Annotated in this window: 22 protein-coding genes; 5 read left to right on the top strand and 17 right to left on the bottom strand. The window is 69.2% G+C overall.

Going from position 1 to position 19830, the window contains the following annotated elements; all coding sequences use genetic code 11:
* Nucleotides 1-5 precede the first annotated feature (5 nt).
* Complete coding sequence (locus ACHMXA_RS00565) at nucleotides 6-2696, top strand: ligase-associated DNA damage response DEXH box helicase (protein WP_395321186.1); 2691 nt, start codon at nucleotides 6-8, stop codon at nucleotides 2694-2696.
* Here ACHMXA_RS00565 and trxC read toward each other — a convergent pair.
* Nucleotides 2693-3142 carry a thioredoxin TrxC gene (trxC, locus tag ACHMXA_RS00560; RefSeq protein ID WP_395317630.1) on the bottom strand — a complete coding sequence of 150 codons (450 nt, stop codon included), beginning with the start codon at nucleotides 3140-3142 and terminating at the stop codon, nucleotides 2693-2695. The genes ACHMXA_RS00565 and trxC overlap by 4 nt on opposite strands.
* 65 nt (nucleotides 3143-3207) lie before the next feature.
* Here trxC and pdeM point away from each other — a divergent pair, with 65 nt between their 5' ends.
* The gene (gene pdeM / locus ACHMXA_RS00555; protein ID WP_395317628.1) at nucleotides 3208-3885 is read left to right on the top strand and encodes a ligase-associated DNA damage response endonuclease PdeM; all 678 of its coding nucleotides are present in this window, start codon (nucleotides 3208-3210) and stop codon (nucleotides 3883-3885) included.
* 42 nt (nucleotides 3886-3927) lie between these two features.
* On the opposite strand, the gene ACHMXA_RS00550 is transcribed toward pdeM, so the two are convergent.
* The 3 genes from ACHMXA_RS00550 to ACHMXA_RS00540 form a co-directional block, all read right to left on the bottom strand.
* Nucleotides 3928-4473, bottom strand: coding sequence for a TPM domain-containing protein (locus tag ACHMXA_RS00550; protein WP_395317626.1), 546 nt, complete (start codon nucleotides 4471-4473; stop codon nucleotides 3928-3930).
* 5 nt (nucleotides 4474-4478) lie between these two features.
* Complete coding sequence (locus tag ACHMXA_RS00545) at nucleotides 4479-5345, bottom strand: TPM domain-containing protein (RefSeq protein WP_395321184.1); 867 nt, start codon at nucleotides 5343-5345, stop codon at nucleotides 4479-4481.
* Between the two features lie 137 nt (nucleotides 5346-5482).
* Nucleotides 5483-6082 carry a LemA family protein gene (locus tag ACHMXA_RS00540; RefSeq protein WP_176668447.1) on the bottom strand — a complete coding sequence of 200 codons (600 nt, stop codon included), beginning with the start codon at nucleotides 6080-6082 and terminating at the stop codon, nucleotides 5483-5485.
* Between the two features lie 46 nt (nucleotides 6083-6128).
* Here ACHMXA_RS00540 and ACHMXA_RS00535 point away from each other — a divergent pair, with 46 nt between their 5' ends.
* On the top strand, nucleotides 6129-6887 hold the full coding sequence (locus tag ACHMXA_RS00535; protein WP_395317624.1) for a hypothetical protein: 759 nt from the start codon (nucleotides 6129-6131) through the stop codon (nucleotides 6885-6887).
* A gap of 3 nt (nucleotides 6888-6890) precedes the next feature.
* On the opposite strand, the gene ACHMXA_RS00530 is transcribed toward ACHMXA_RS00535, so the two are convergent.
* The 7 genes from ACHMXA_RS00530 to ACHMXA_RS00500 all read right to left on the bottom strand — a co-directional run bounded on the left by ACHMXA_RS00530 (nucleotide 6891) and on the right by ACHMXA_RS00500 (nucleotide 13816).
* On the bottom strand, nucleotides 6891-7565 hold the full coding sequence (locus ACHMXA_RS00530) for a cysteine hydrolase family protein (RefSeq protein ID WP_395317622.1): 675 nt from the start codon (nucleotides 7563-7565) through the stop codon (nucleotides 6891-6893).
* The gene (locus tag ACHMXA_RS00525) at nucleotides 7562-8494 is read right to left on the bottom strand and encodes an ABC transporter permease (RefSeq protein WP_395317621.1); all 933 of its coding nucleotides are present in this window, start codon (nucleotides 8492-8494) and stop codon (nucleotides 7562-7564) included. Before ACHMXA_RS00525 ends, ACHMXA_RS00530 begins: the two co-directional genes overlap by 4 nt.
* Nucleotides 8491-9681 carry an ABC transporter permease gene (locus ACHMXA_RS00520; RefSeq protein ID WP_395317620.1) on the bottom strand — a complete coding sequence of 397 codons (1191 nt, stop codon included), beginning with the start codon at nucleotides 9679-9681 and terminating at the stop codon, nucleotides 8491-8493. The genes ACHMXA_RS00525 and ACHMXA_RS00520 overlap by 4 nt, the downstream gene beginning before the upstream one ends.
* Nucleotides 9674-11200, bottom strand: a complete 1527-nt coding sequence (locus tag ACHMXA_RS00515; RefSeq protein ID WP_395317619.1) for an ABC transporter ATP-binding protein — start codon at nucleotides 11198-11200, stop codon at nucleotides 9674-9676. Before ACHMXA_RS00515 ends, ACHMXA_RS00520 begins: the two co-directional genes overlap by 8 nt.
* 25 nt (nucleotides 11201-11225) lie before the next feature.
* Nucleotides 11226-12332 carry a BMP family ABC transporter substrate-binding protein gene (locus tag ACHMXA_RS00510; RefSeq protein ID WP_395317618.1) on the bottom strand — a complete coding sequence of 369 codons (1107 nt, stop codon included), beginning with the start codon at nucleotides 12330-12332 and terminating at the stop codon, nucleotides 11226-11228.
* Nucleotides 12333-12404: 72 nt separating this feature from the next.
* Nucleotides 12405-12791 (bottom strand): VOC family protein, encoded by a 387-nt coding sequence (locus ACHMXA_RS00505; protein ID WP_093079022.1) that lies wholly within the window; start codon nucleotides 12789-12791, stop codon nucleotides 12405-12407.
* 23 nt (nucleotides 12792-12814) lie between these two features.
* On the bottom strand, nucleotides 12815-13816 hold the full coding sequence (locus ACHMXA_RS00500; RefSeq protein ID WP_395317617.1) for an isopenicillin N synthase family dioxygenase: 1002 nt from the start codon (nucleotides 13814-13816) through the stop codon (nucleotides 12815-12817).
* Nucleotides 13817-14043: 227 nt separating this feature from the next.
* On the opposite strand from ACHMXA_RS00500, the gene rutR reads away from it, so the two are divergent.
* Nucleotides 14044-14748: an HTH-type transcriptional regulator RutR gene (gene rutR / locus ACHMXA_RS00495; RefSeq protein WP_395317616.1), complete on the top strand. Its 705-nt coding sequence runs from the start codon at nucleotides 14044-14046 to the stop codon at nucleotides 14746-14748.
* A gap of 42 nt (nucleotides 14749-14790) precedes the next feature.
* Here the strand turns inward: rutR and rutF are convergent, their stop codons facing one another.
* From rutF to rutA, 6 genes are read right to left on the bottom strand one after another with little or no spacing between them, the layout of a single operon-like run.
* Nucleotides 14791-15348 carry an NADH-dependent FMN reductase RutF gene (rutF, locus tag ACHMXA_RS00490; RefSeq protein WP_395317615.1) on the bottom strand — a complete coding sequence of 186 codons (558 nt, stop codon included), beginning with the start codon at nucleotides 15346-15348 and terminating at the stop codon, nucleotides 14791-14793.
* A gap of 14 nt (nucleotides 15349-15362) precedes the next feature.
* Entirely contained in the window at nucleotides 15363-15959 is a 597-nt protein-coding gene (locus tag ACHMXA_RS00485; RefSeq protein ID WP_395317614.1) for a malonic semialdehyde reductase, read from the bottom strand.
* Complete coding sequence (rutD, locus tag ACHMXA_RS00480; RefSeq protein WP_395317613.1) at nucleotides 15956-16762, bottom strand: pyrimidine utilization protein D; 807 nt, start codon at nucleotides 16760-16762, stop codon at nucleotides 15956-15958. The genes ACHMXA_RS00485 and rutD overlap by 4 nt, the downstream gene beginning before the upstream one ends.
* A gap of 5 nt (nucleotides 16763-16767) precedes the next feature.
* Entirely contained in the window at nucleotides 16768-17160 is a 393-nt protein-coding gene (rutC, locus tag ACHMXA_RS00475; RefSeq protein WP_019657601.1) for a pyrimidine utilization protein C, read from the bottom strand.
* 37 nt (nucleotides 17161-17197) lie between these two features.
* The gene (gene rutB / locus ACHMXA_RS00470; protein WP_395317612.1) at nucleotides 17198-17998 is read right to left on the bottom strand and encodes a pyrimidine utilization protein B; all 801 of its coding nucleotides are present in this window, start codon (nucleotides 17996-17998) and stop codon (nucleotides 17198-17200) included.
* Nucleotides 17999-18014: 16 nt separating this feature from the next.
* Entirely contained in the window at nucleotides 18015-19127 is a 1113-nt protein-coding gene (rutA, locus tag ACHMXA_RS00465; RefSeq protein WP_395317611.1) for a pyrimidine utilization protein A, read from the bottom strand.
* A 218-nt stretch (nucleotides 19128-19345) separates the two neighbouring features.
* Here rutA and ACHMXA_RS00460 point away from each other — a divergent pair, with 218 nt between their 5' ends.
* Nucleotides 19346-19798 (top strand): YybH family protein, encoded by a 453-nt coding sequence (locus ACHMXA_RS00460; RefSeq protein WP_395317610.1) that lies wholly within the window; start codon nucleotides 19346-19348, stop codon nucleotides 19796-19798.
* The last annotated feature ends 32 nt before the right edge of the window (nucleotides 19799-19830 follow it).

The raw sequence follows: 19830 nt of genomic DNA, 5'->3' as shown, positions 1-19830 counted from the left end.
AGGCGCTGCCTGTTGAAGGCCGTCTGCCCCCATCCCAGCCTTCCCCCAGAGGGGGAAGGAGCAAGGCGGTCAAGGCTGCGCTCGACGCATGGTTCGCCGGGCGCGGATGGAAGCCGTTCAAGTTCCAGCGCGAGGTCTGGAAGGCGATCGCCGATGGCAGGTCGGGCCTGCTGCATGCCACCACCGGCGCGGGCAAGACCTATGCGGTGTGGCTCGGTGCGCTGCAGGCCTTCGTGCGGGCGCGCAAGGCCAACGCGCCCGCAACCGCACGGCCAGTTGCCGAGCCGCTCACCGTGCTGTGGCTCACGCCGATGCGCGCGCTGGCGGCCGACACCTTGCGCGCGCTGCAGCAGCCCCTCGAAGCCCTCGGCGCGGAAGTGCATCCATGGAGTGCCGGCGCACGCAGCGGCGACACCACCTCGGCCGAGCGCAGCGCGCAGAACCAGCGCCTGCCCACGGTGCTCGTCACCACGCCCGAGAGCCTTTCGCTGCTGCTCGCGCGTGCCGATGCGCGCGAGGTGCTCGGGCATGTGCGCATGGCGGTGGTCGACGAGTGGCACGAGCTGCTGGGCAACAAGCGCGGCGTGCAGGTGCAGCTGGCGCTCGCGCGGCTGCGGCGCTGGAACCCGGGCATCGCGGTCTGGGGCATGTCTGCCACGCTGGGCAACCTGCGCGAGGCGATGCATGCGCTGCTGGGCCACGAGGACGGCGTGCTCGTGCAGGGCCAGGTGCCGAAGAAGCTCGTCATCGATTCTCTGCTGCCCGGCGTGGCCGAGCGCTTTCCGTGGGGCGGGCACTTGGGTCTCACGATGCTGCCGCAGGTGATCGAGGAGATCGCAGCGAGCAGCACCACGCTGGTCTTCACCAACACGCGCTCGCAGGCGGAGATCTGGTACCAGGCCATGCTCGAAGCCAAGCCGGAGTGGGCGGGCCTCATCGCGCTGCATCACGGCTCGCTCGACCGCGAGGTGCGCGAGTGGGTCGAGCTGGGCCTGAAGAGCGGCGAATTGAAGGCGGTGGTCTGTACCTCCAGCCTCGACCTGGGCGTGGACTTCCTGCCGGTGGAGCGCGTGCTGCAGATCGGCTCGCCCAAGGGCGTGGCGCGGCTGCTGCAGCGCGCGGGCCGATCGGGCCATGCGCCGGGCCGGCCTTCGCGCATCACGCTCGTGCCCACGCACAGCGTGGAGATGGTGGAAGGTTCGGCCGCGCGCACCGCCATCGCCGCCGGGCACATCGAGGCGCGCCACACGCCCGAGCAGCCGCTCGACGTGCTGGTGCAGCACCTGGTGACGGTGGCACTGGGCGGCGGCTTCGTGCCCGGCGACCTGTACGAGGAGGTGCGCGGCACGGCCGCCTATGAAAGCCTCTCGCGCGAGAACTGGCAGTGGTGCCTGGAGTTCGTGGCGCAGGGCGGACCGTCGCTCGCGGCCTACCCCGACTACAAGCGCGTGGTGCCCGACGCCGAGGGCGTCTGGCGCGTGCCCGATGCGCGGCTCGCGCGCCGGCACCGCATGAACATCGGCACCATCGTGAGCGACGCGAGCATCTCGGTGCAGTACCTCGGCGGCTCCAAGATCGGCAGCGTGGAAGAGAGCTTCGTCGCCCGCATGAAGCCCGGCGACTGCTTCCTGTGCGGCGGCCGCATGCTCGAACTCGTGCGCATCCACGACATGACGGCCTGGGTGCGGCGCGCGAGCGGCAAGCGGGCCGCGGTGCCGCGCTGGGGCGGCGGGCGCATGCCGCTGTCGAACACGCTGGCCGACGCGGTGGTGCAGCAGCTCGCGCAGGCCGGCGAGGGGCGCTACGACTCGCCCGAGCTGCAGTGCGTGCGCCCGCTGCTGGAGATACAGCAGCAGTGGTCGGCGCTGCCCACGCCGCAGACGCTGCTGGCCGAAACGCTGACCACGCGCGAGGGCTCGCACCTGTTCCTGTACCCCTTCGCGGGCCGGCACGTGCATCTCGGGCTCGCGAGCCTCCTGGCGTGGCGCGTCGCGCAGCACGAGGCGCGCACCTTCTCGATCGCGGTCAACGACTACGGCTTCGAGTTGCTGAGCGCAACCGAGGTCGACTGGCCGGCGCTGCTGCCGCAGGTGCTGACGCTGCCGCAGGGCGAGGGCGAAGACCAGCGCGCGGCGCTGCTGCACGAGGTGCTGGCATCGCTTAACGCGGGCGAGCTGGCGCAGCGGCGCTTTCGCGAGATCGCGCGCGTCTCCGGCCTCATCTACCAGGGCTATCCGGGCGAGAAGCGCAGCAGCAAGCAGCTGCAGGCCTCGTCGTCGCTCTTCTGGGAAGTGTTCCGCAAGTACGACCCCGGCAACAGGCTGCTGCAGCAGGCCGAGCAGGAGCTGCTGGCGCAGGAACTGGAGATCGGCCGCCTGCGTGCGAGCCTCGAACGCATCGCCACGCAGCGGCTGGTGCTGAAGCCGCTCGTGCGGCCCACGCCGTTCTCGTTCCCGCTGATGGTCGAGCTGTTCCGCGAGAAGCTGTCGAACGAGAACGTGGCCGACCGTATCGCGCGCATGGTCGAGCAGCTCGAGAAGGCCGCGGGCGGTGCGCTCACCGCCGGCGGCGTGGAGCGGGTGAAGGGGACGCTCGCCTTCGGGCAGGAAGGGCCTGGCAAGCCGCCGAAGCCGGTGGGCCAGCGGCGCGACCGCAGGCGGCCATCGCGTCCTTCAAGGCCGCTGCCGCCGCTTTAGCCTGCGCCGTGCGCTTTGACCCACCGCACGATGTCCGCCGCGCCCATTGCGCCGGCCTGCCGCGCCACCTCGCGGCCGCCGCGGAACAGCGCCAGCGTCGGGATGCTGCGGATGTTGAAGCGCGCGCCCAGCGCGGGCACCGCCTCGGTGTCGACCTTGGCGAGCCGCACGTGGGGCTCCAGCTGGGCAGCCGCCTGCTCGTAGGCCGGCGCCATCTGCCGGCAGGGGCCGCACCAGGGCGCCCAGAAATCGACCAGCACCGGGATCTCGTTGCGGGAGATGTGGCGGTCGAAGGTGGCGGCGTCCGCCAGGGCCGTCGAATGGCCGGTGAACAGCGGGCGGTGGCAACTGCCGCAGTCGGGCGCGCTGCCCAGCTGCGCCGCGCGCACGCGGTTGGTCGTGTGGCAGTGCGGGCAGACGATGTGCAGCGGGGGCGATTCGGTCATTGCAGGCATTTTGGGGCTCTGGAGGGCCTTTGCAAGGCGATCGCAGGTTTTGCGACACTGGCCGGGTGAGATCTCCCGATACGTCCACCGCGCCGCTCGCCGTCCACTGGGCGGGCGAACTGCTGCACCTGCTGCCCGAGCGGGCCCTCTGGTGGCCCGGCCAGCGCGTGCTCTTCGTGGCCGACCTGCACCTGGGCAAGGCCGCGACCTACCGTGCACTCGGCCAGCCGGTGCCCGTCGGCACCACGCAGCAGAACCTCGCGCGGCTCGATGCGCTGATCGAAAGGCACGAGCCCGGGCGCATCGTGTTCCTCGGCGACTTCCTCCACGCGGCGCAGGCGCGCACGGTGCTCGCCGCCGTCGAGCCCTGGCGCGTACGCCATGCAGCCATCGCGATGACCCTGGTGCGCGGCAACCACGACAGCCGCGCGGGCGACCCGCCGTCGGCACTCGGCATCGAGGTGGTCGACGAGCCTTTCCTGCTCGGCCCCTTCGCCTGCTGCCACCATCCGCAGACGCATGCCACGCACTTCGTGCTCGCGGGGCATCTGCATCCCGTCTGCAGGCTCCACGGCCGGGGCCGCGACAGCGTGCGGCTGCCCTGCTTTGCGAGCGACGGGCAGCAGGCGGTGCTGCCGGCCTTCGGCGAGTTCACGGGTGGGTGGCTGATGGAATCTGCGCCGGGCCGGCGCTTCCATGCGGTGGGCGGCGATGCCGTCTGGGCGCTGCCAGTTCAGGAGTGACTTTGGCTCCTTCCCCCAGCGGGGGAGGGAGGAAGAAAGGAGTCAGAGCACCACGGGCTCGTCGGGCAGCTCGTTCACGTCGAGCTCGCCTTCTGCCAGCGGAAAGTGCTCGACCAGCAGCGCGGAAATCTCTTCCAGCGCCTGCGTGAGCCCGTCCTCGAAGCGGCCTTCGCGGAAGGCTGCGCTCATGCGCTGCGCCATGGCGGCCCATTCGGCATCGTCGACATGCGCGTCGATGCCCCGGTCGGCCACGATTTCGATGGCGTGTTCGGCCAGCAGCAGGTAGATGAGCACACCGTTGTTGTGTGCCGTGTCCCACACGCGCAGCTTGCCGAACAGCGTCACGGCACGCTCGCGCGGCGGCGCGTGGCGCCAGAGGTACGACATCGGAAGGCCGGCCTCGACGCAGATGCGGATCTCGCCGCTGTGGCGCCGCTCGCTCGCCGTCACGCGGTGCGCGAGGCGCTCCAGCGCGGCCGGGGGAATCGCGCGCCGGACCTCGGATTCGTCAATCCAGCGGTGCCGCCAGATGCGGCCCAGCTTCGCGAAGAGGCCCGCGTCGTCCGGTTTCGTGTTCGTGGTCCGCATCGTGTTCACCAGTCCCCCGACGCGCCGCCGCCGCCGAAATTGCCGCCGCCGCCGGAGCTGAAACCGCCGCCTCCGCCGCCGCCACTGAAGCCGCCACCACCGCCGCTCCAGCCGCCTCCGCCGGAACTCCAGCCGCCACCCCCTCCGCCACCCGGCCGCCCCGTGCCGGCGACCAGCGAGACGATAAGCGCCACCAGTGCCGCGATCACCGCGATGGCGATGCTGGTGGTGATGAAGAACACCACCACGCCCACGCCGCCGCCGATGAACATCGTGCCCAGCTTCTTGCCGAAGATGGCCCGCGCGATCGGCGCGCCGACGAAGACGCCGACGAACAGGAAGATCGCGAGGTTCTCCCAGTCGAAGCCCCCGTTGCCGCCACCACCGCCACCGGTGTTGCGCGAGGGCTCCGGCAGCGGCTCGCCGTCGACCAGCCCGATGAGCCGGTCCACCGCAGCGTTCAGCCCGCCCGCGAAGTCGCCGTTGCGAAAACGCGGCTTCATCTCCTCGTCGATGATGCGCGCAGCTGCGAGATCGGGCACCGCGCCTTCGAGCGTCTTGGCCGTCGCGATGCGCATCTTGCGGTCGTCCTTGGCCACCACCACCAGCAGGCCGTCGCCGACGTCCTTGCGGCCGATCTTCCAGGCATCGCCCACGCGCTGCGTGTAGCTGGCGATGTCCTCGGGCGCGGTGGTCGGCACCATCAGCACCACGATCTGCGAACCCTTGCGCTGCTCGAAAGCCGCGAGCTTGGTCTCCAGGCCGTTGCGCTGCGCACCGTCGAGCGTGCCGGTCTGGTCGATCACGCGCGCGGTGAGCGTGGGAATCGGCAGCAGGCTTTGCGCGAGCGCGCTGCCCGTTGCCAGCAGCATCCAGACAGCGACGACGGCCGAAAAAACACGCGCGAACAGTTCCAGGAACACCGCGGATCCGGCTTCGCCGGTCCGCAGGTGTTGCCCCCGGCGAGGGGGTTGGCGAAGTGACACGAAGTGCACGAAGCCTGGGGGAGTTACTTTTTCGGAGTGCTGAAATCGACCGTCGGGGGCGTCGAGATCTGCGCCTCGTTCTGCACCGAGAAGTTCGGCTTGGGCGCGTAGCCGAAGATCTTGGCCGTGAGGTTGGTCGGGAAGCTGCGCGCGAGCACGTTGTACTCCTGCACGCTCTCGATATAGCGGTTGCGCGCCACCGTGATGCGGTTCTCGGTGCCTTCCAGCGTCACGCGCAGGTCGCGGAAGGCCTGGTTGGCCTTGAGCTCGGGATAGCGCTCCGACACCACCATCAGCCGCGACAGAGCTGAAGAAAGCTCGCCCTGCGCCTGCTGGAACTTGTTGAACGCTTCGGGGTTGTTGAGCGTCTCGGGCGTCACCTGGATCGAGGTGGCCTTTGCGCGCGCCTCGATCACCTTGGTGAGCGTGTCCTGCTCGAAGCTGGCCTCGCCCTTGACGGTGGCCACGATGTTCGGCACGAGGTCGGCGCGCCGCTGGTACTGGTTGAGGACCTCGCTCCAGGCCGACTTGCTGGCCTCGTCGAGGGACTGGAACTGGTTGTAGCCGCATCCGCTCAGGGAAACGACCGCCGCAAGGATCAGGAACCAGCGCTTCATCATCATTTGCATTACCTCCGCAGAAGATGCGGAAGGTAGCATAGGCGGCTCCATGGCCCTCGATCCGCTGCAAGCCCTGCAAGCCGCCAACCGTGCGGTCTTGCCCGTCGCCTCCTCCGCCTTCGGCACGCTGCTGATCGCGGGAGCGACCGGCGCGCTGGGCGCCGAGCTGCTGCGGCGGCTGGCGGGCAGCCACCGCCATGCGCACACCCGTGTACTGGCGAAGGAGCCGATCCGCGACGGGCTGCGCGGCGTCGAGACCTACCTGAGCCCCGCCTTGCCCATCGCGCAGTGGCCGCCGACCTCGGCCCACACGGCCATCATCGCCTTCGACCCGCCGCGCCTGTACCACGACCGCGAGCGCGCACTGTGGGTGCCCGAGCCTTCCGACCTGCCCGAGCTGGCCCGCTGGCTGCGTTCATGCGGCGTGCAGACGCTGGCCATCGTGCAGCCGCACGACCAGGGCCGGCTGCCCGAGGCGCTGAAGCGCGGGCTCGCCAGCCTCGACGAGCAGGCCGTGGTGGCCTGCGGCTTCGAGCGCGTGATCCTCGTACGCTCGGCGCGCAAGCCGGCCAACGCGAAGCTCGCCAACCCCTTCGAGCGCGTGGCCGCGTGGATGCTGTCGGTCGTGCGCTTCATGGTGCCCAGCAGCGAGCAGCCGGTGCGCGCGTCGAAGGTGGCCGAGCTGGTCGACGTGGCGCTGCGCATCGCGCCGCCGGGCGTGCATGTGGCGGCGCCGGAGTTGGTGTGGGAGTCGGCGCAGGGCGACATGCAGATCGTAGCCGCGCGATGGTTGCGCGTGCCGGGCTGAAGCTCAGCCGCGCCACACCCGCAGCAGCTCTTCCGAATCCATCACCAGCCCCAGGTGCAGCGACACCATCGCCAGCGCCGCGCCTTCAAGGTGCGCATCGGTGCCGCGCACCAGGTCGCGCAGCACGATCACGCGGTAGTTGCGGTTGCTGGCGTCGAAGGCGGTGTTGAGCACGCAGCAGTCGGTGAAGCCGCCATCGAGCACCACGGTCTCGATGCGCTGGTTGCGCAGCAGGAAGTCGAGGTCGGTCGGGTAGAAGGCCGAGAGCCGGCGCTTGCCGTCGACGCGCATGTCGCCGGGCTCCACGCGCGTGACCCATTCGGTCCACTTCGAGCCCTCGATGGCGTGCGCGTCGGCGTTGGGAATCTCGCCCACATGCAGCGGGAAGGTGCGCCGCCACGCCGACGGAATGCCGTTGATGTCGTCGACCCCGCCGGGCCGCAGCACCGATCTGACGTGCACGATGCGCACGCCCAGCCCGCGCACCGCGTCGTGGAAGCCGTCGATGGGCGCCACCACGTCGCGCGCACGCGGCGCGGGGCAGGGGCAGTCGGGGCTGTCGTCCAGGTGGCCGCGGTGCATGTCGATGGAGACGACCGCGGTGGTGGCGGGGTTGAGATAGTCGGCGAACTTCGCCGCGTCGAGCTCGCGCTCCTCGTTGTAGACCCAGGCCTTCATCGGCGCTCTTCTCTCACGTAGGGTTGGCCCAGCGCGCCGGGCTCTTCATCGGCGCCGCGCCGCGAGAGCGCGACCCACACCATCACGCCGAGCGTCACCGCATACGGCGTCATCATCACGAAGTACTGCGGCAACTGCACGCCGGCAGCGGCCAGCTGGGGAATCAGCGCCTCGATGCAGCCGAAGAGCAGCGCACCGACGAGCGCCTTCCACGGCGACCAGCGCGCGAAGATCACGAGGCCCACGGCGATCCAGCCGCGGCCGCCGGTCATGCCCGCGATCCACAGCTTGGTGCTGACCACCGAGATGTAGGCACCCGCCAGCCCCACCAGCGCCGAGCCCGCGAGCACCGCCGCGAAGCGCCATGCTGTCACGCGGATGCCCGCCGCGTCGGCCGCCTGCGGGTTCTCGCCCACCGCACGCAGCCGCAGGCCGGCCGAGCTGCGCGCGAAGAACCACGCGACCGCGCCGAAGATCGGCAGCGTGAGCCACACCATCGCGTTCTGCTCGAAGATCCGTCCCACTCCCGGCAGCAGCGACAGCGGCCACAGGCCCATCGCGCCGATGCCTTCGGTCGCATGGTTGGTCCACTCGGCCATCGAGCCCACCAGCGCCGTGAGCCCCTGGCAAAAGAACACCAGCGCGAGCCCGGCGATCACCTGGTTCACGCGCAGCCAGATCACCATCACCGCGAACAGCACCGACACCACGCTGGCCGCCAGCATCGCGAGCACCAGCGACACGGCCGGCTGGCCGATGACGATCTGCGCGCCGATGCCGGCCAGCGCGCCGACCAGCATCAGCCCCTCGGCGCCGAGCGCGAGCACGCCCGCGCGCTCGCAGACGATGAGCCCGAGCGCCGCGAGCGCATAGGGCACCGCGAAGTCCGGCGTGCTCGCGAGCCAGTTGAGGACGATGCCGCCGTTCATGCTGCAGCCTCCCCGCCGACGCGGCGCAGCCGGTGGCGAATGAAGAAGTCGCTCGACGCCACGCACACCACGATCACCGCCTGGATCAGCTGCACCATCGAGAACGGCACCTGGTAGAACACCTGCAGGCTGCGCCCGGTGACGAACAGCGCCGCCACCAGCAGCGCCACCACCGTGGCCGCCAGCGGGTTGTTGCGCGCGAGGAAGGCGATGAGGATGCCCGAGAAGCCGTAGCCCTGGTAGAAGGCCTGCGTGAGCCGGCCTTCCTGCCCCGCCGCCACGGCGAAGCCCGCGAGCCCGGCCATCGCGCCCGACAGCAGCACCGCACCGTAGATGGTGCGCCGCACCGGCACCCCGCTGGCATGCGCCATGCGCGGGTTGGCGTCGACGAAGCGCAGGTACAGGCCCATGCGGCTCACGCTCGCGAGCCACCACGCCAGCAGCGCGACGACGCCCGCCAGCAGGATCGAGCTGCCGATGCCCGCACCGAGCTCGGGCAGGCGCTCGAACGCGCGGAACTGCGGCGAGTAGGGGAAGTTGTCCTTCGGGTCCTTCCAGCTGCCGTAGACCAGGTGCAGCAGGAAGTTGGCTGCCATGTAGTTGAGCATCAGCGTCGAGATGATCTCGTTCACGCCGAGCTTGAGCTTGAGCCACGCGGGCCCCAGCACCCACAGCAGCCCGCAGCCGATGGCCGCGACGAACATGAGCGGCAGGCGCAGGTTCTCGGGGCCGATCTGCCACATCGAGACGGCGGTCGCGCCGATGGCGCCCCAGATCATCTGGCCTTCGAGCCCGAGGTTCCAGAAGCGCGCACGGAAGGCGACGCAGCCCGCGAGACCGACGAGGATCATCGGCGCGGCCTGGAAGAGCACGGCGCGGAAGTTCTGGCCGTCGAAGAAGGTCTGCGTCACGAACTCGTTGGCGAGCTCGTCGGCGGGCACGCCCGCCGCGATGAGGATCGCCGCCGAGATCGCGAAGCCTGCGAGCAGCGCGGCCGCGAGGATCAGCGCCTGCCAGCGCCACGGCATGTGCTGGCGGATCTCGAGTGCGTAGCGTCGGCGGGCCAGCGGTTGCACGGACTGCGCGTTGCGCGGCGCCTCGTGCGCGACGGCAGCAGCAGCCTTGGAAGGCGTGGAGGATGTGGAAGAGGGAACTGCCATGTCGGCCATGAGGGATGCGTCAGCCATGGTCCACCATCGCCTGTCCGATGGCCTGCCGGTCCGCGGGCTGCGCGAACTCGCCGGCGATGCGCCCGCGCGTCATCACGCCGACGCGGTCGGCGAGCTGCAGCACCTCGTCGAGGTCCTCGCTGATGAGCAGCACCGCCGCGCCGCTGTCGCGTGCAGCGCGCAGCCTGGCGTGCACCTCGGCGCTGGCGCGCACGTCGAGCCCGCGGCTCGGGCTGTGCGCGAGCACCAGCGTGGGCGACTTGCCGAACTCGCGCGCGAGCACCAGCTTCTGCGCGTTGCCGCCCGAGAGCAGCGCGGCCTTCTGCGCGACCGAGCGCACGCCCTGTACGTCGAAGGCGCGCACCGCTTCCTGCGTGTCAGCCTGGATGCGGCCGCGGCGCAGGCGCCACACGGGGCCGTAGCGGCCGGTATGCACGCGGCCGATGGCGTAGTTCTCGGCCACCGAGAGGCCGCCCGCGAGCGCGAGCCCGTAGCGGTCGGCGGGAATGGCCGCGATGCCGATGCTCCGGCGCACCGAGGCAGGCATGGTCTTGAGGTCGCCATGGCCTTCGAGCCGCATCTCGCCCTCGGTGGGCTCGCCTTCCAGGCCCATGATCGCGCCCGCCAGTTCGCCCTGTCCGTTGCCGCCCACGCCGGCGAGGCCGTAGATCTCGCCCGCATGCAGGTCGAGGTCCACCCCGTCGAGCACGCGGCGGCCCTCGGGCGATGCGGGCGTGCGCAGGCCGCGCACCGAAAGGCGCACCGGCCCGCGCGGCGCCGCCGAGGGCTGGAAGCCCTGCGCGGCGATCGACTCGCCCACCGTGAGCTTCACCAGCTCGGCGACCGATGCTTCTTGCGGCTTCAGCGTGGCCACCGTGCGTCCGCCGCGCATCACCGTCACTCGGTCGGCGTAGGTCTTCACGTCGGCCATCTTGTGCGTGACGAGCACCACCGCCGCGCCCTTGCGCGCCAGGCCCTGCACCGTCTGCAGCAGGCGCGCGGCCTCCTGGTCGGTCAGCACGGCCGTGGGCTCGTCGAGGATCAGGATGCGCGCGCCCGCCAGCAGCACCTTGAGGATTTCCACGCGCTGCTGCTCGGCGACCGACAGCGCATCGACGCGCTTCGACGGATCGATGTCGAAGCCCAGCTCCGCCGCCTTGTTGCGGATGTCGCGCGTGATCTCGCGCAGCCGCTCGCCGTGGCTCTGGAACTCCGCCGGCGGCGGCGCGGTGAGCAGGATGTTCTGCGCCACCGTGAAAGGCCGCACCAGCTTGAAATGCTGGTGGACCATGCCGATGCGATGCTTCGCCGCGTCGCGCGGCCCGGCGAACCGCACCGCGTTGTCGTCCACCAGCAGTTGCCCGGCCTCGGGTGCGTAGAGCCCGGCCGCGATGTTCATCAGCGACGACTTGCCCGCGCCGTTCTCGCCGAGCAGCGCGTGCACCTCGCCCCAGCGCGCTGCGAAGTGGGCGTCGGTCAGTGCCGCGAAGCCGTCGAAGGTCTTGCGGATGCCGGTGAGTTCGAGCGCGTTGGGCATGTGCGGCCTTGCCTTGTTTGCGGGCCTACTTCTGCGTGACCACGCCCTTGACGAACCAGTCCATCTTCCAGAGGTCGGCGTCCGAAAGCACGGCGCCCTTGGCCACGCGCTCCTTGCCGTCGCGGTCGGCGAGCGGGCCGGCGTAGACCTGCTTGCCCTTCATGATCGCGTCGCGCTCGGCGGTGATGAGCGCGGCCTTGTCCTTGGGCACGGCCGGGCCGAAGCCGGCGATGTCGGTGCCGCCGTCCTTCATCTCGATGAAGGCGCCGTACTGCGCGGGCTTCCAGCCGCCGGCCATGATCTTCTTGAGCTCCGGCGTCAGGAAGCGGTCCCACACCCATACGGAGGAGCACAGCGTGGCCTTGGGCGCGAACTGGCGCAGGTCGCGGTGGTGGCCGGTGCCGTACACGCCGCGTTCCTGCGCGACGATCTGCGGCGTGGGGCTGTCCACGTGCTGGCCGATCACGTCGGCGCCCTGGTCGATGAGCGCGGCTGCCGCTGCGCGCTCCTTCACCGGGTCGTTCCACGCGCCGGTGTAGATCACGTTGACGGTGGCGTTGGGGTTCATCTTCTGCGCGCCGAGCGCGAAGGCGTTGATGGTCCAGTTCACCACGCCGAAGGGGTTGGCCGCGACGAAGCCCAGCTTGCCGGTCTTCGATGCGGCACCGGCGGCCATGCCGCAGAGGTACTGGCTCTCGTAGGTGCGGCCGTAGAACGACTCGAGGTTGCTGCCGTTGGTGGTGCCTGAGCCGTTGAGGAAGGCCACGTCGGGGTACTTGGCGGCCAGGTCCTTGAAGCTGTCGGAATAGCCGAAGGCGGTGCCGATCACGATGTTGGCGCCGCGCTGGATGAATTTCTCGGCCGCGGGCTTGATGGCCGACGCGTCCTCGGGCACGTTCTCCACGAACTGGATCTTCTGGCCGATCTCCTTCTCGATCTTCACGCGGGCCTCGTCGAAGGCCTGCGTCCAGCCGCCGTCGTTCTTGGGGCCGAAGTAGAGCATCGCGATCTTCGGCTTGTCCTTCAGCGTGAAGCCGTCGGCGGCCGCAGCGGTCAGCGTGGTGAAGGACGCGCCTCCGGCCGCGATGGTCATCGCGAGGCCCAGGCTGGGAGTGAGGGTGCGCAGCTGCATGGAACTACCTTTGAGTAGAGGCTTTGACGGAGGGAAGAACGGAGACGAAAGATGAAGTGGTCGCAGTGCGCGTCACATCATGAAGTTGATGCGGAACACATTGCCCTCGGGATCGAGCAGCACCGACTGGTACCAGTTGTAGTAGGTGACGTAGGGCGGCTTCACGAGCGTGGCGCCGGCCTCTAGAGCGACGGGCACCATGCGGTCGACGTCGGCCTGGCTGTCGACGTCGATGTTCAGCAGGAACTTCACGCCGCGCGTGTCGGAGAACTCGCTCAGGTGCAGCAGCTCGTAGGCATCGAGCGCGTTGAAGCCGAGGCTCGACTTGCCGGTGTCCAGCCCTCGGAAGATGGGCGAGCGGATCGCCTCGATCTCCTTGAAGCCGAACACGCGCTGGTAGAAGCCGCTGAGCGCGACCACGTCCTTCGCGAAGACGTTGACGTAGGACAGGTGGGCCATGTGATCCGGGCGCCTCCGAGGATTCAGGCCGCGACCTTGGTGCCGCCGAAGGTCGTCTGCTTGACGAACTTGGAGGTGAGGTGGTCGCCCGACGAGATGGGCGCGTACTTCGGCTGCTCGCCCGGTGCGAGGCAGCTCGGTAGGCACTCGACCATCGCGTCGTAGTTGGGCTGGTGGAAGAACACCAGCGACTGGCGGCGGTTGGTGCTCGCCACCTCGAAGGGCGGGTTGATCACGCGGTGCAGCGTGGACACCCACTGGTCGTTGGTCCACTGCATCATGAGGTCGGCGATGTTGACCACCAGGCCGCCCTCGACCTGCGGCACGTCCACCCACTGGCCGGCCTTGTTGAACACCTGCAGGCCCTTGTCGTCGGGCAGCACGATGGTGAGGCTGCCATAGTCGCTGTGCGCGCCCGCGCGCAGCTGGCCGGGCAGAGGCTGCTCGCGCTGGGGCGGGTAGCTCAGCACGCGGAACATGCTGATGTGCCTGTCGATCTTGTCGTCGAAGAAGGTCTCGGGCAGCGAGAGGCCGAGCGCGAAGACGCGCATCAGCGAGCGCGAGAGATCGCTCATCGCCTCGAAGTACTGCTCGTACGCTTCCTTGAAGCCCTCGATGGGCGGCCAGCTGTTGGGTTCGAAGTGCGGGCCTGCTGCGGGGCCGCGGTGGTAGTCGTCGTCCGGCACGTTCGAGGGGCCGATGGAGAACGACTCCTTCAGGTCGCCCGGTGCCGCTTCCTCCAGGCTGTAGGAGAGCCCTTCCTCGCCCACCGCGCTGTAGCCGCGCACCGCGTCCTCGCGCGGACGATCGACCTTGCGCTTCTCGCCCAGCGGCATGTCGAAGAACTTGCGCGAGAGCGACGACACGCGCGAGATCAGCTCCGCAGAGATGCCGTGGTTGGTGATGACGAGGAAGCCGATGCTGCGGCAGGCCTCGTCGACTTTCTTCGCTACCTCCGCCTTGCCTTCGGCGCTTCCGGCGAAGTAGGGCGCGAGATCGATGATGGGTACGGAAAGCAGGGTCATGGCAGGTTCCTCGTGCTTGGCATGCCTTTCGCCATGCAACGTCTGTGCCAGTTGGACCAAATGGACAAAACCCATTCGTCGCGTCAGCATGGTGCGAATTGCCGTGCCGCGAAGGCGGTTGCGGCGCATGGCGATGCACCACGGCCTTACAGTGGTGCGCCGTAGCGCCTGCCGAGGCAGGACCGACCGATCGAGCGATTGAACGAACGAGGGAGGAACGAGGAAAGATGCCGAAGACCAAAGCACTGGCCGTGAACGCCAGCAAGGAAAGCCCCGCGCGCAAGCGCGCGAAGCCGGCGGTGCGCAGCGCCTCCGCGGTGAACCGCCGGTTGCGCCAGATCGAGGACAAGCGCAGCGCGATCCTCGGCGCGGCGCTGGGGCTGTTCTCGCGCTTCGGCCTGCACGGCACCTCCATCGACCAGGTGGCCGCGCGCGCCGACGTGTCGAAGAGCAACCTGCTCTACTACTTCGCGAACAAGGAAGAGCTCTACGTCAACGTGCTGCGCGACCTGCTCGCGCTGTGGCTCGAGCCGCTGCGCGGCTTCAGCGCGGAGCAGGATCCGGCCGAGGCCATCGGCGACTACATCCGCCGCAAGCTGGTGGTCTCGCGCGACCGGCCCGATGCGTCGCGGCTCTTCTGCCTGGAGATGATCCAGGGCGCGCCGCTGCTGCGCGACGAACTCGATCGCGAACTGCGCACGCTGGTGGAGAAGAAATCGGAAGTGATCCGCGCATGGATCGATGCGGGCAAGCTGGCGCCGGTCGATCCGCACCACCTGATCTTCGCGCTGTGGGCAATGACGCAGCACTACGCGGACTTCGGCGTGCAGGTGCAGGCGCTGTCGGGGCACACGCTGGAAGACGAGGCCTTCTTCGAGCGCGCGGTGGAGAACGTTCAGCGCATCGTGCTGCAGGGCATCGTGCCGCGCTGAGGCCTTGCTCCCTCTCCCCTTGGGGAGAGGGGATAAAACGGGTCAGTGGGATGGCGGCGCAGCGATCTCGTGATACCGCCGATCGAAGTAGATCAGCCCCTGCGCCGCGCCGCCGATGGCGATGGAGACGGCTTCACAGAAAAAAACATCGTGCGTGCCCGAGCTCGTCGCATGCACCACGCGGCAGTCGAAGGACACGGCTGCATCGTCCAGCACCGGCGAGCCGGTGGTCTTGCTGCTCCAGCTTGCTGCGGCGAAGCGCTCGTCCATCGGCGTCTTGCCGCCGAAGAGGGCGGACAGCGACTGGTGCCCGGCTGCCAGCACGTTGACGCACAGCACGCCGTTGGCCTTGAACGCCGGGTACACCGAGGCCGAACGGTTCAGGCACACCAGCAGCGTCGGTGGCTCGTCGGTCACGCTGCACACGGCTGATGCGGTGAAGCCCGCGCGGCCTGCGGGGCCGTCGGTGGTGATGATGTTCACCGCCGCGCCCAGCCGCGCCATCGCGTTGCGGTAGTCGGCCTTCTGCAGGCCCTGCGGCAGCAGGGCGGGATTGGGTGACGATGAAGCGGGATTCGAGGCCATGGCGTTGTGCAGCATCTCGCATGACTCCTTCAGGCCAGCAGGCAGGCCTCGTCGAAGGCCAGCCGCGTCAGGCGGCCGAACAGCTTCGACGCGTCGCCGTGGCCGAGGTTGATGAGGAAGTTGACGGTCCAGTCGGTACCCTCGAAGAAGGCCGCGTCGACCTTCGCCTTGTCGAAGCCCGACATCGGGCCCGCGTCGAGCCCGACCGCGCGCGCCGCGAGCAGCAGGTAGCCCGCCTGCAGGCTGGCGTTGCGAAAGGCCGTCTCGTGGGCGGCCTCGGGGCTGCCGGTGAACCAGCTGCGCGCGTCGGCGTGCGGGAACAGCGCAGGCAGCCTGTCGTAGAACTTGCGGTCCCACGCGGCGATGACCGTGACGGGCGCGGCCATGGTCTTGTCGAGGTTGCCCTTGGAGAGGGCCGGCGCGAGGCGCTGCTTGCCCTCGGGCGTGCGCACGAAGACGAAGCGCGCGGGCGAGCAGTTGGCCGAGGTGGGGCCGAGGCTCGCGAGCGCGTAGATCTGCTTCAGCTGCGCGTCGGTGACGGGCTCGTCGGTCCAGCCGTTGTGGCTGCGCGCGCCGGTGAAGAGCAGCGACAGCGCGGCGTCGTCGAGGGTGTTCTTGGAGGTCATGCTGGAACGGCGGGTGCGCTGACCCGCGAGAGAAAGTCGAGCAGGCTGCGGTTGAAGGCTTGCGCCTCGGTCACGCTGTGGGCATGGCCGCCGTGCGGCACGAAGTCGAGCGTGACGTCGCGCAGGCCATCGGCCAGGCGCTGAGAGCAGGTCCAGGGCACGAGCGTGTCGTCCTTGGCCGCGGCGATCAACGCGGGCGCGGCGATGTCGGCGAGGCGGGCGTCGATGTCGAAGGCGCGCAGCGCGGCGATGCGCGCCCGCATGTTGGCTTCGCCCGGGAAGTGCGCGAAGGCGTGATCGACTTCGTCGGCCACGCGCTGCGCGTTCTCGGCGGCCCAGGCGGCGGGGTAGAGAAAGATCGGCTGCGCTTCGACGTACGCGCGCGGGCCGCATGCGCCCAGCAGCGCGAGCCGCGCATCGAAGCAGCGCGCCGAATGCGGGTTGGGCTTCGACCACGCGTTGACGAGCGCGAGGCTCGCGATGCGCGAAGGCGCATCCAGCGCGAGCTGCAGTCCGACGAGGCCGCCGAGCGCATGGCCCGCGAAGTGGCACCGCGCGGTGTTCGTCGCATCGAGTATCTCGATCACGTCCCGCGCCATGTCCGCGATGGCATAGGCCTCGGGCAGCGTGGCGGGGCTGCGGCCGGTGCCGCGCTGGTCGTAGGCGATGACGCGGTAGCCGGCGGCCATCAGCGCGCCGAGCTGCGGCTGCCAGAAGCCGGCCGAGCCGCCGAGGCCCGACGACAGCAGCACCGTGGCCGCTGCATCGGACGGCCCGTGCACCTCGTAGTGCAGCGCGCTCATGAAGCTCAGGCCTTCTTGCCCACGTGCGCGATCGACGCGATCTCGACCAGCGCGTCGGGCTTCACCAGGCCGCACTGGATGCAGTAGCGCGCGGGCTTGGTGCCGGGGAAGAACTCGGCATACACCGCGTTGATCTTCGCGTAGTCGGCCCAGTCCTTGAGCATGATCTGGTTGAAGGTCACGTCGTCCATGGTGCCGCCGGCGGCCTCGACCACGCCCTTGATGGTGGTGAGCACGTGCCTGGCCTGCGCGCTCGCGTCGCCCACGTGCACCACGTTGTTGTCCTTGTCGAAGGGCAGCGTGCCCGACACGTACAGCACGCCGTCGGCGAGCGTGCCGGGAACGAAGGGAGCGATGGGAACGCCGGTGCCGGGAGGAATGATGGCTTGCTTGGGCATGGTGGAGGGTCCTTGTCGAAGAGAGTGGAAAGGGAAATCAGGCGACGGCCGCTTCGGCCTTGGCGGGCTGAGCGGCTTGGGTGGTGAGGGAGGGCGCGAAGGTGCTGCAGAAATGCTCCGTCGTGGACACCCAGCCGAAGAAGGTCTCCACGTTGTAGACCGATGCCTTCTGGATGGCGGGTCCGCCGAGCTCGTGCGTGGCGTCTTCCAGCATCACCGCGAAGTACTCGAGGTGGAAGGCGTCGCGCAGCGTCGATTCGACGCACACGTTGGTGGCGATGCCGGTGAACACCAGGTGGCGGATGCCGCGCGAGCGCAGGGTGCTGTCGAGGGTGCTGTTGAAGAAGCCGCTGTAGCGCGTCTTGGGCACGACGATGTCGCCAGGCTGCGGCTTCATCTCCTCGATGAGCTCGTAGTCCCAGCCGCCCTTCGCGAGGAACTTGCCCTGCAGCTCGGGCCTGGCGCGCATGGTCTTGAGCGCGTTCGACTTGTGCCAGTTGGGCGAGCCGGGGCCGCCGGCTTCCACGTAGTTCGCGTCCCATCCGTTCTGCAGGAACACGACCAGCATGCCGGCCGCGCGCGCCGCCGCGATGCTGCGCGAGATGCTGGCGATGGTGCTCTGCGCGCCGGAGATGTCGAAGCCGGCCGAGTCGACGTAGCCGCCGATGGAGGCATAGGCGTTCTGCATGTCGACGACGATCAGTGCCGAGTCGCTCGTGTGCAGCGCCAGCGGTTCGGGCCGCGCGGGCAGTATCAGCGGCGCGGGCGCACCGGGGGCGCGCGGCGCGCCGACGGGCGTGTTCGAGCTCAGCGTGGTGTTGCGTGCGGGAGTGGTCATGTGGCGCTCCTTCCGATCAGGCCGCGAGGCGCTCGGGCTCGACCTGCGAGGGCACGGGGCTGTCCACGTGCGCGCGGCTCTTCATCAGCGGCTGGATGCGCTCGCCGAAGGCCTCCACGCCCTGCACGAAGTCGTCGAAGGTCAGCAGCACGCCTTCGGTGCCGGGCACCTGGGCCATTTCGTCGAGCATGCGCGCGACGTTCGCGTAGGAGCCGACCAGCGTGCCCATGTTGATGTTCACGGCCGAGGTCGGGTCGGCCATCTGGCGCACGTTGGTGTCGGCGCCCGACTTGGTGTCGGCCGCGCCCTGCTGGCCCAGCCACGCGATGGCCTCGTGATCGGCGCCGGCCTTGTAGTGCTCCCACTTGGCGCGCGCGGCCTCGTCGGTCTCATCGGCGATCACCATCATCAGCACGTAGGTCGTGACCTTGCGGCCGGTCTTCGCGGCGGCCTCGATGAGCTTGTCGGCCGCGGGCGCGAAGGCCTTGGGCGTGTTCACCCCCTTGCCGAAGCAGAAGTTGTAGTCGGCGTACTTGGCCGAGAACTCCATGCCCGCGTCGCTCTGGCCTGCGCAGATCACCTTCATGTCGGCTTGCGGCTGCGGGCTGAGGCGGCAGTCTTCCATCTTGAAGTGCTCGCCCTTGAAGTCGGACGAGCCCTTGCCCCAGAGGTCGCGCAGCACCTGGATGTATTCCGACAGGTACTGGTAGCGCGTGCCGAAGAACTGGTCGCCGGGCCACATGCCCATCTGCGAGTACTCGGGCCGCTGCCAGCCGGTGACGAGGTTCAGGCCGAAGCGGCCGTTGGAGATCGAGTCGATGGTGGACGACATGCGCGCCACGATGGCCGGCGGCATCACCAGCGATGCGGCGGTGGCGAAGAGCTTGATCCTGCTGGTGACCGCGGCGAGGCCGGCCATGAGCGTGAAGGACTCCAGGTTGTGGTCCCAGAACTCCGTCTTGCCGCCGAAGCCGCGCAGCTTGATCATGGACAGCGCGAAGTCGACGCCGTAATGCTCCGCTTTCAGCGTGATCTGCTTGTTGAGCTCGAAGCTGGGCTTGTACTGCGGTGCGTTCTCGGAAAGCAGCCAGCCGTTGTTGCCGATGGGAATGAAGATGCCGACGTTCATTGGAAGGGCTCCTGTTGCGGGTTCGGGAGGCTTCATGCATACGGCGTGCCAGTTGGATAAATCCTTTCAAATCAACGGCTTATGAAAATTAGACGCCGTCGTTTTGACCATTTGGTCCAAAACGGAGCAGAAGCTTTGCCCCGGCTGCGGCACCGCGGTGCGGCCGGAGCCAAAGCGGTGCAGTGCCCGCGTCATGGAGCGCGCGGCAAAATCACGCCATGCCCAAGACCCCACTCCGTGCCGCCGCGGCCATCGGCGGCACCGCCGACGACGTCGAGGCGGCCTTCTATGAAGCGCTGCAGCGCGGCGACATCGACGCGCTGATGGCCTGCTGGGCCGACGAGGACGAGGTGTTCTGCGTGCACCCCGGCGGCCCGAGGCTCGTAGGGTCCGTGGCGATCCGCGCGGCCTTCGAGCAGATGTTCGGCAACGGCGCGATCCATGCGATGCCTGCGCGGGTGCGCAAGATCGAGTCGCTCGCGAGCGCGGTGCACAACGTGCTGGAGCGCATCGAGGTGCTCACCGCCGAGGGCCCGCGCCATGCCTTCGTGCTGGCCACCAACGTCTATCACAAGACCGCGCAGGGCTGGCGCATGGTGGCGCACCACGCGAGCCCCGGCACCGCGCGCGAGCCGGACGACGCGAACGATCCGCCCCAGGTCCTGCATTGATGCTCTCTCCCGCCGCTTCCTTTTCTCCGGCT

Source organism: Variovorax sp. UC74_104, assembly GCF_044055375.1.
Lineage (GTDB): Bacteria > Pseudomonadota > Gammaproteobacteria > Burkholderiales > Burkholderiaceae_C > Variovorax.
This window is presented reverse-complemented; position numbering and strand designations above follow the sequence as displayed.

Coding starts and splice junctions, on each gene's coding strand:
- rutA (WP_395317611.1), bottom strand. CDS start 19,127: ATGAACGTCGGCATCTTCATTCCCATCGGCAACAACGGCTGGCTGCTT.
- ACHMXA_RS00540 (WP_176668447.1), bottom strand. CDS start 6,082: ATGATGATGAAGCGCTGGTTCCTGATCCTTGCGGCGGTCGTTTCCCTG.
- ACHMXA_RS00525 (WP_395317621.1), bottom strand. CDS start 8,494: ATGAACGGCGGCATCGTCCTCAACTGGCTCGCGAGCACGCCGGACTTC.
- ACHMXA_RS00485 (WP_395317614.1), bottom strand. CDS start 15,959: ATGACCTCCAAGAACACCCTCGACGACGCCGCGCTGTCGCTGCTCTTC.
- ACHMXA_RS00460 (WP_395317610.1), top strand. CDS start 19,346: ATGCCCAAGACCCCACTCCGTGCCGCCGCGGCCATCGGCGGCACCGCC.
- ACHMXA_RS00535 (WP_395317624.1), top strand. CDS start 6,129: ATGGCCCTCGATCCGCTGCAAGCCCTGCAAGCCGCCAACCGTGCGGTC.
- ACHMXA_RS00500 (WP_395317617.1), bottom strand. CDS start 13,816: ATGACCCTGCTTTCCGTACCCATCATCGATCTCGCGCCCTACTTCGCC.
- ACHMXA_RS00550 (WP_395317626.1), bottom strand. CDS start 4,473: ATGCGGACCACGAACACGAAACCGGACGACGCGGGCCTCTTCGCGAAG.
- rutR (WP_395317616.1), top strand. CDS start 14,044: ATGCCGAAGACCAAAGCACTGGCCGTGAACGCCAGCAAGGAAAGCCCC.
- trxC (WP_395317630.1), bottom strand. CDS start 3,142: ATGACCGAATCGCCCCCGCTGCACATCGTCTGCCCGCACTGCCACACG.
- ACHMXA_RS00520 (WP_395317620.1), bottom strand. CDS start 9,681: ATGGCTGACGCATCCCTCATGGCCGACATGGCAGTTCCCTCTTCCACA.
- rutD (WP_395317613.1), bottom strand. CDS start 16,762: ATGAGCGCGCTGCACTACGAGGTGCACGGGCCGTCCGATGCAGCGGCC.
- rutF (WP_395317615.1), bottom strand. CDS start 15,348: ATGCTGCACAACGCCATGGCCTCGAATCCCGCTTCATCGTCACCCAAT.
- ACHMXA_RS00505 (WP_093079022.1), bottom strand. CDS start 12,791: ATGGCCCACCTGTCCTACGTCAACGTCTTCGCGAAGGACGTGGTCGCG.
- ACHMXA_RS00530 (WP_395317622.1), bottom strand. CDS start 7,565: ATGAAGGCCTGGGTCTACAACGAGGAGCGCGAGCTCGACGCGGCGAAG.
- ACHMXA_RS00510 (WP_395317618.1), bottom strand. CDS start 12,332: ATGCAGCTGCGCACCCTCACTCCCAGCCTGGGCCTCGCGATGACCATC.
- rutB (WP_395317612.1), bottom strand. CDS start 17,998: ATGACCACTCCCGCACGCAACACCACGCTGAGCTCGAACACGCCCGTC.
- rutC (WP_019657601.1), bottom strand. CDS start 17,160: ATGCCCAAGCAAGCCATCATTCCTCCCGGCACCGGCGTTCCCATCGCT.
- ACHMXA_RS00515 (WP_395317619.1), bottom strand. CDS start 11,200: ATGCCCAACGCGCTCGAACTCACCGGCATCCGCAAGACCTTCGACGGC.
- ACHMXA_RS00545 (WP_395321184.1), bottom strand. CDS start 5,345: ATGCTGCTGGCAACGGGCAGCGCGCTCGCGCAAAGCCTGCTGCCGATT.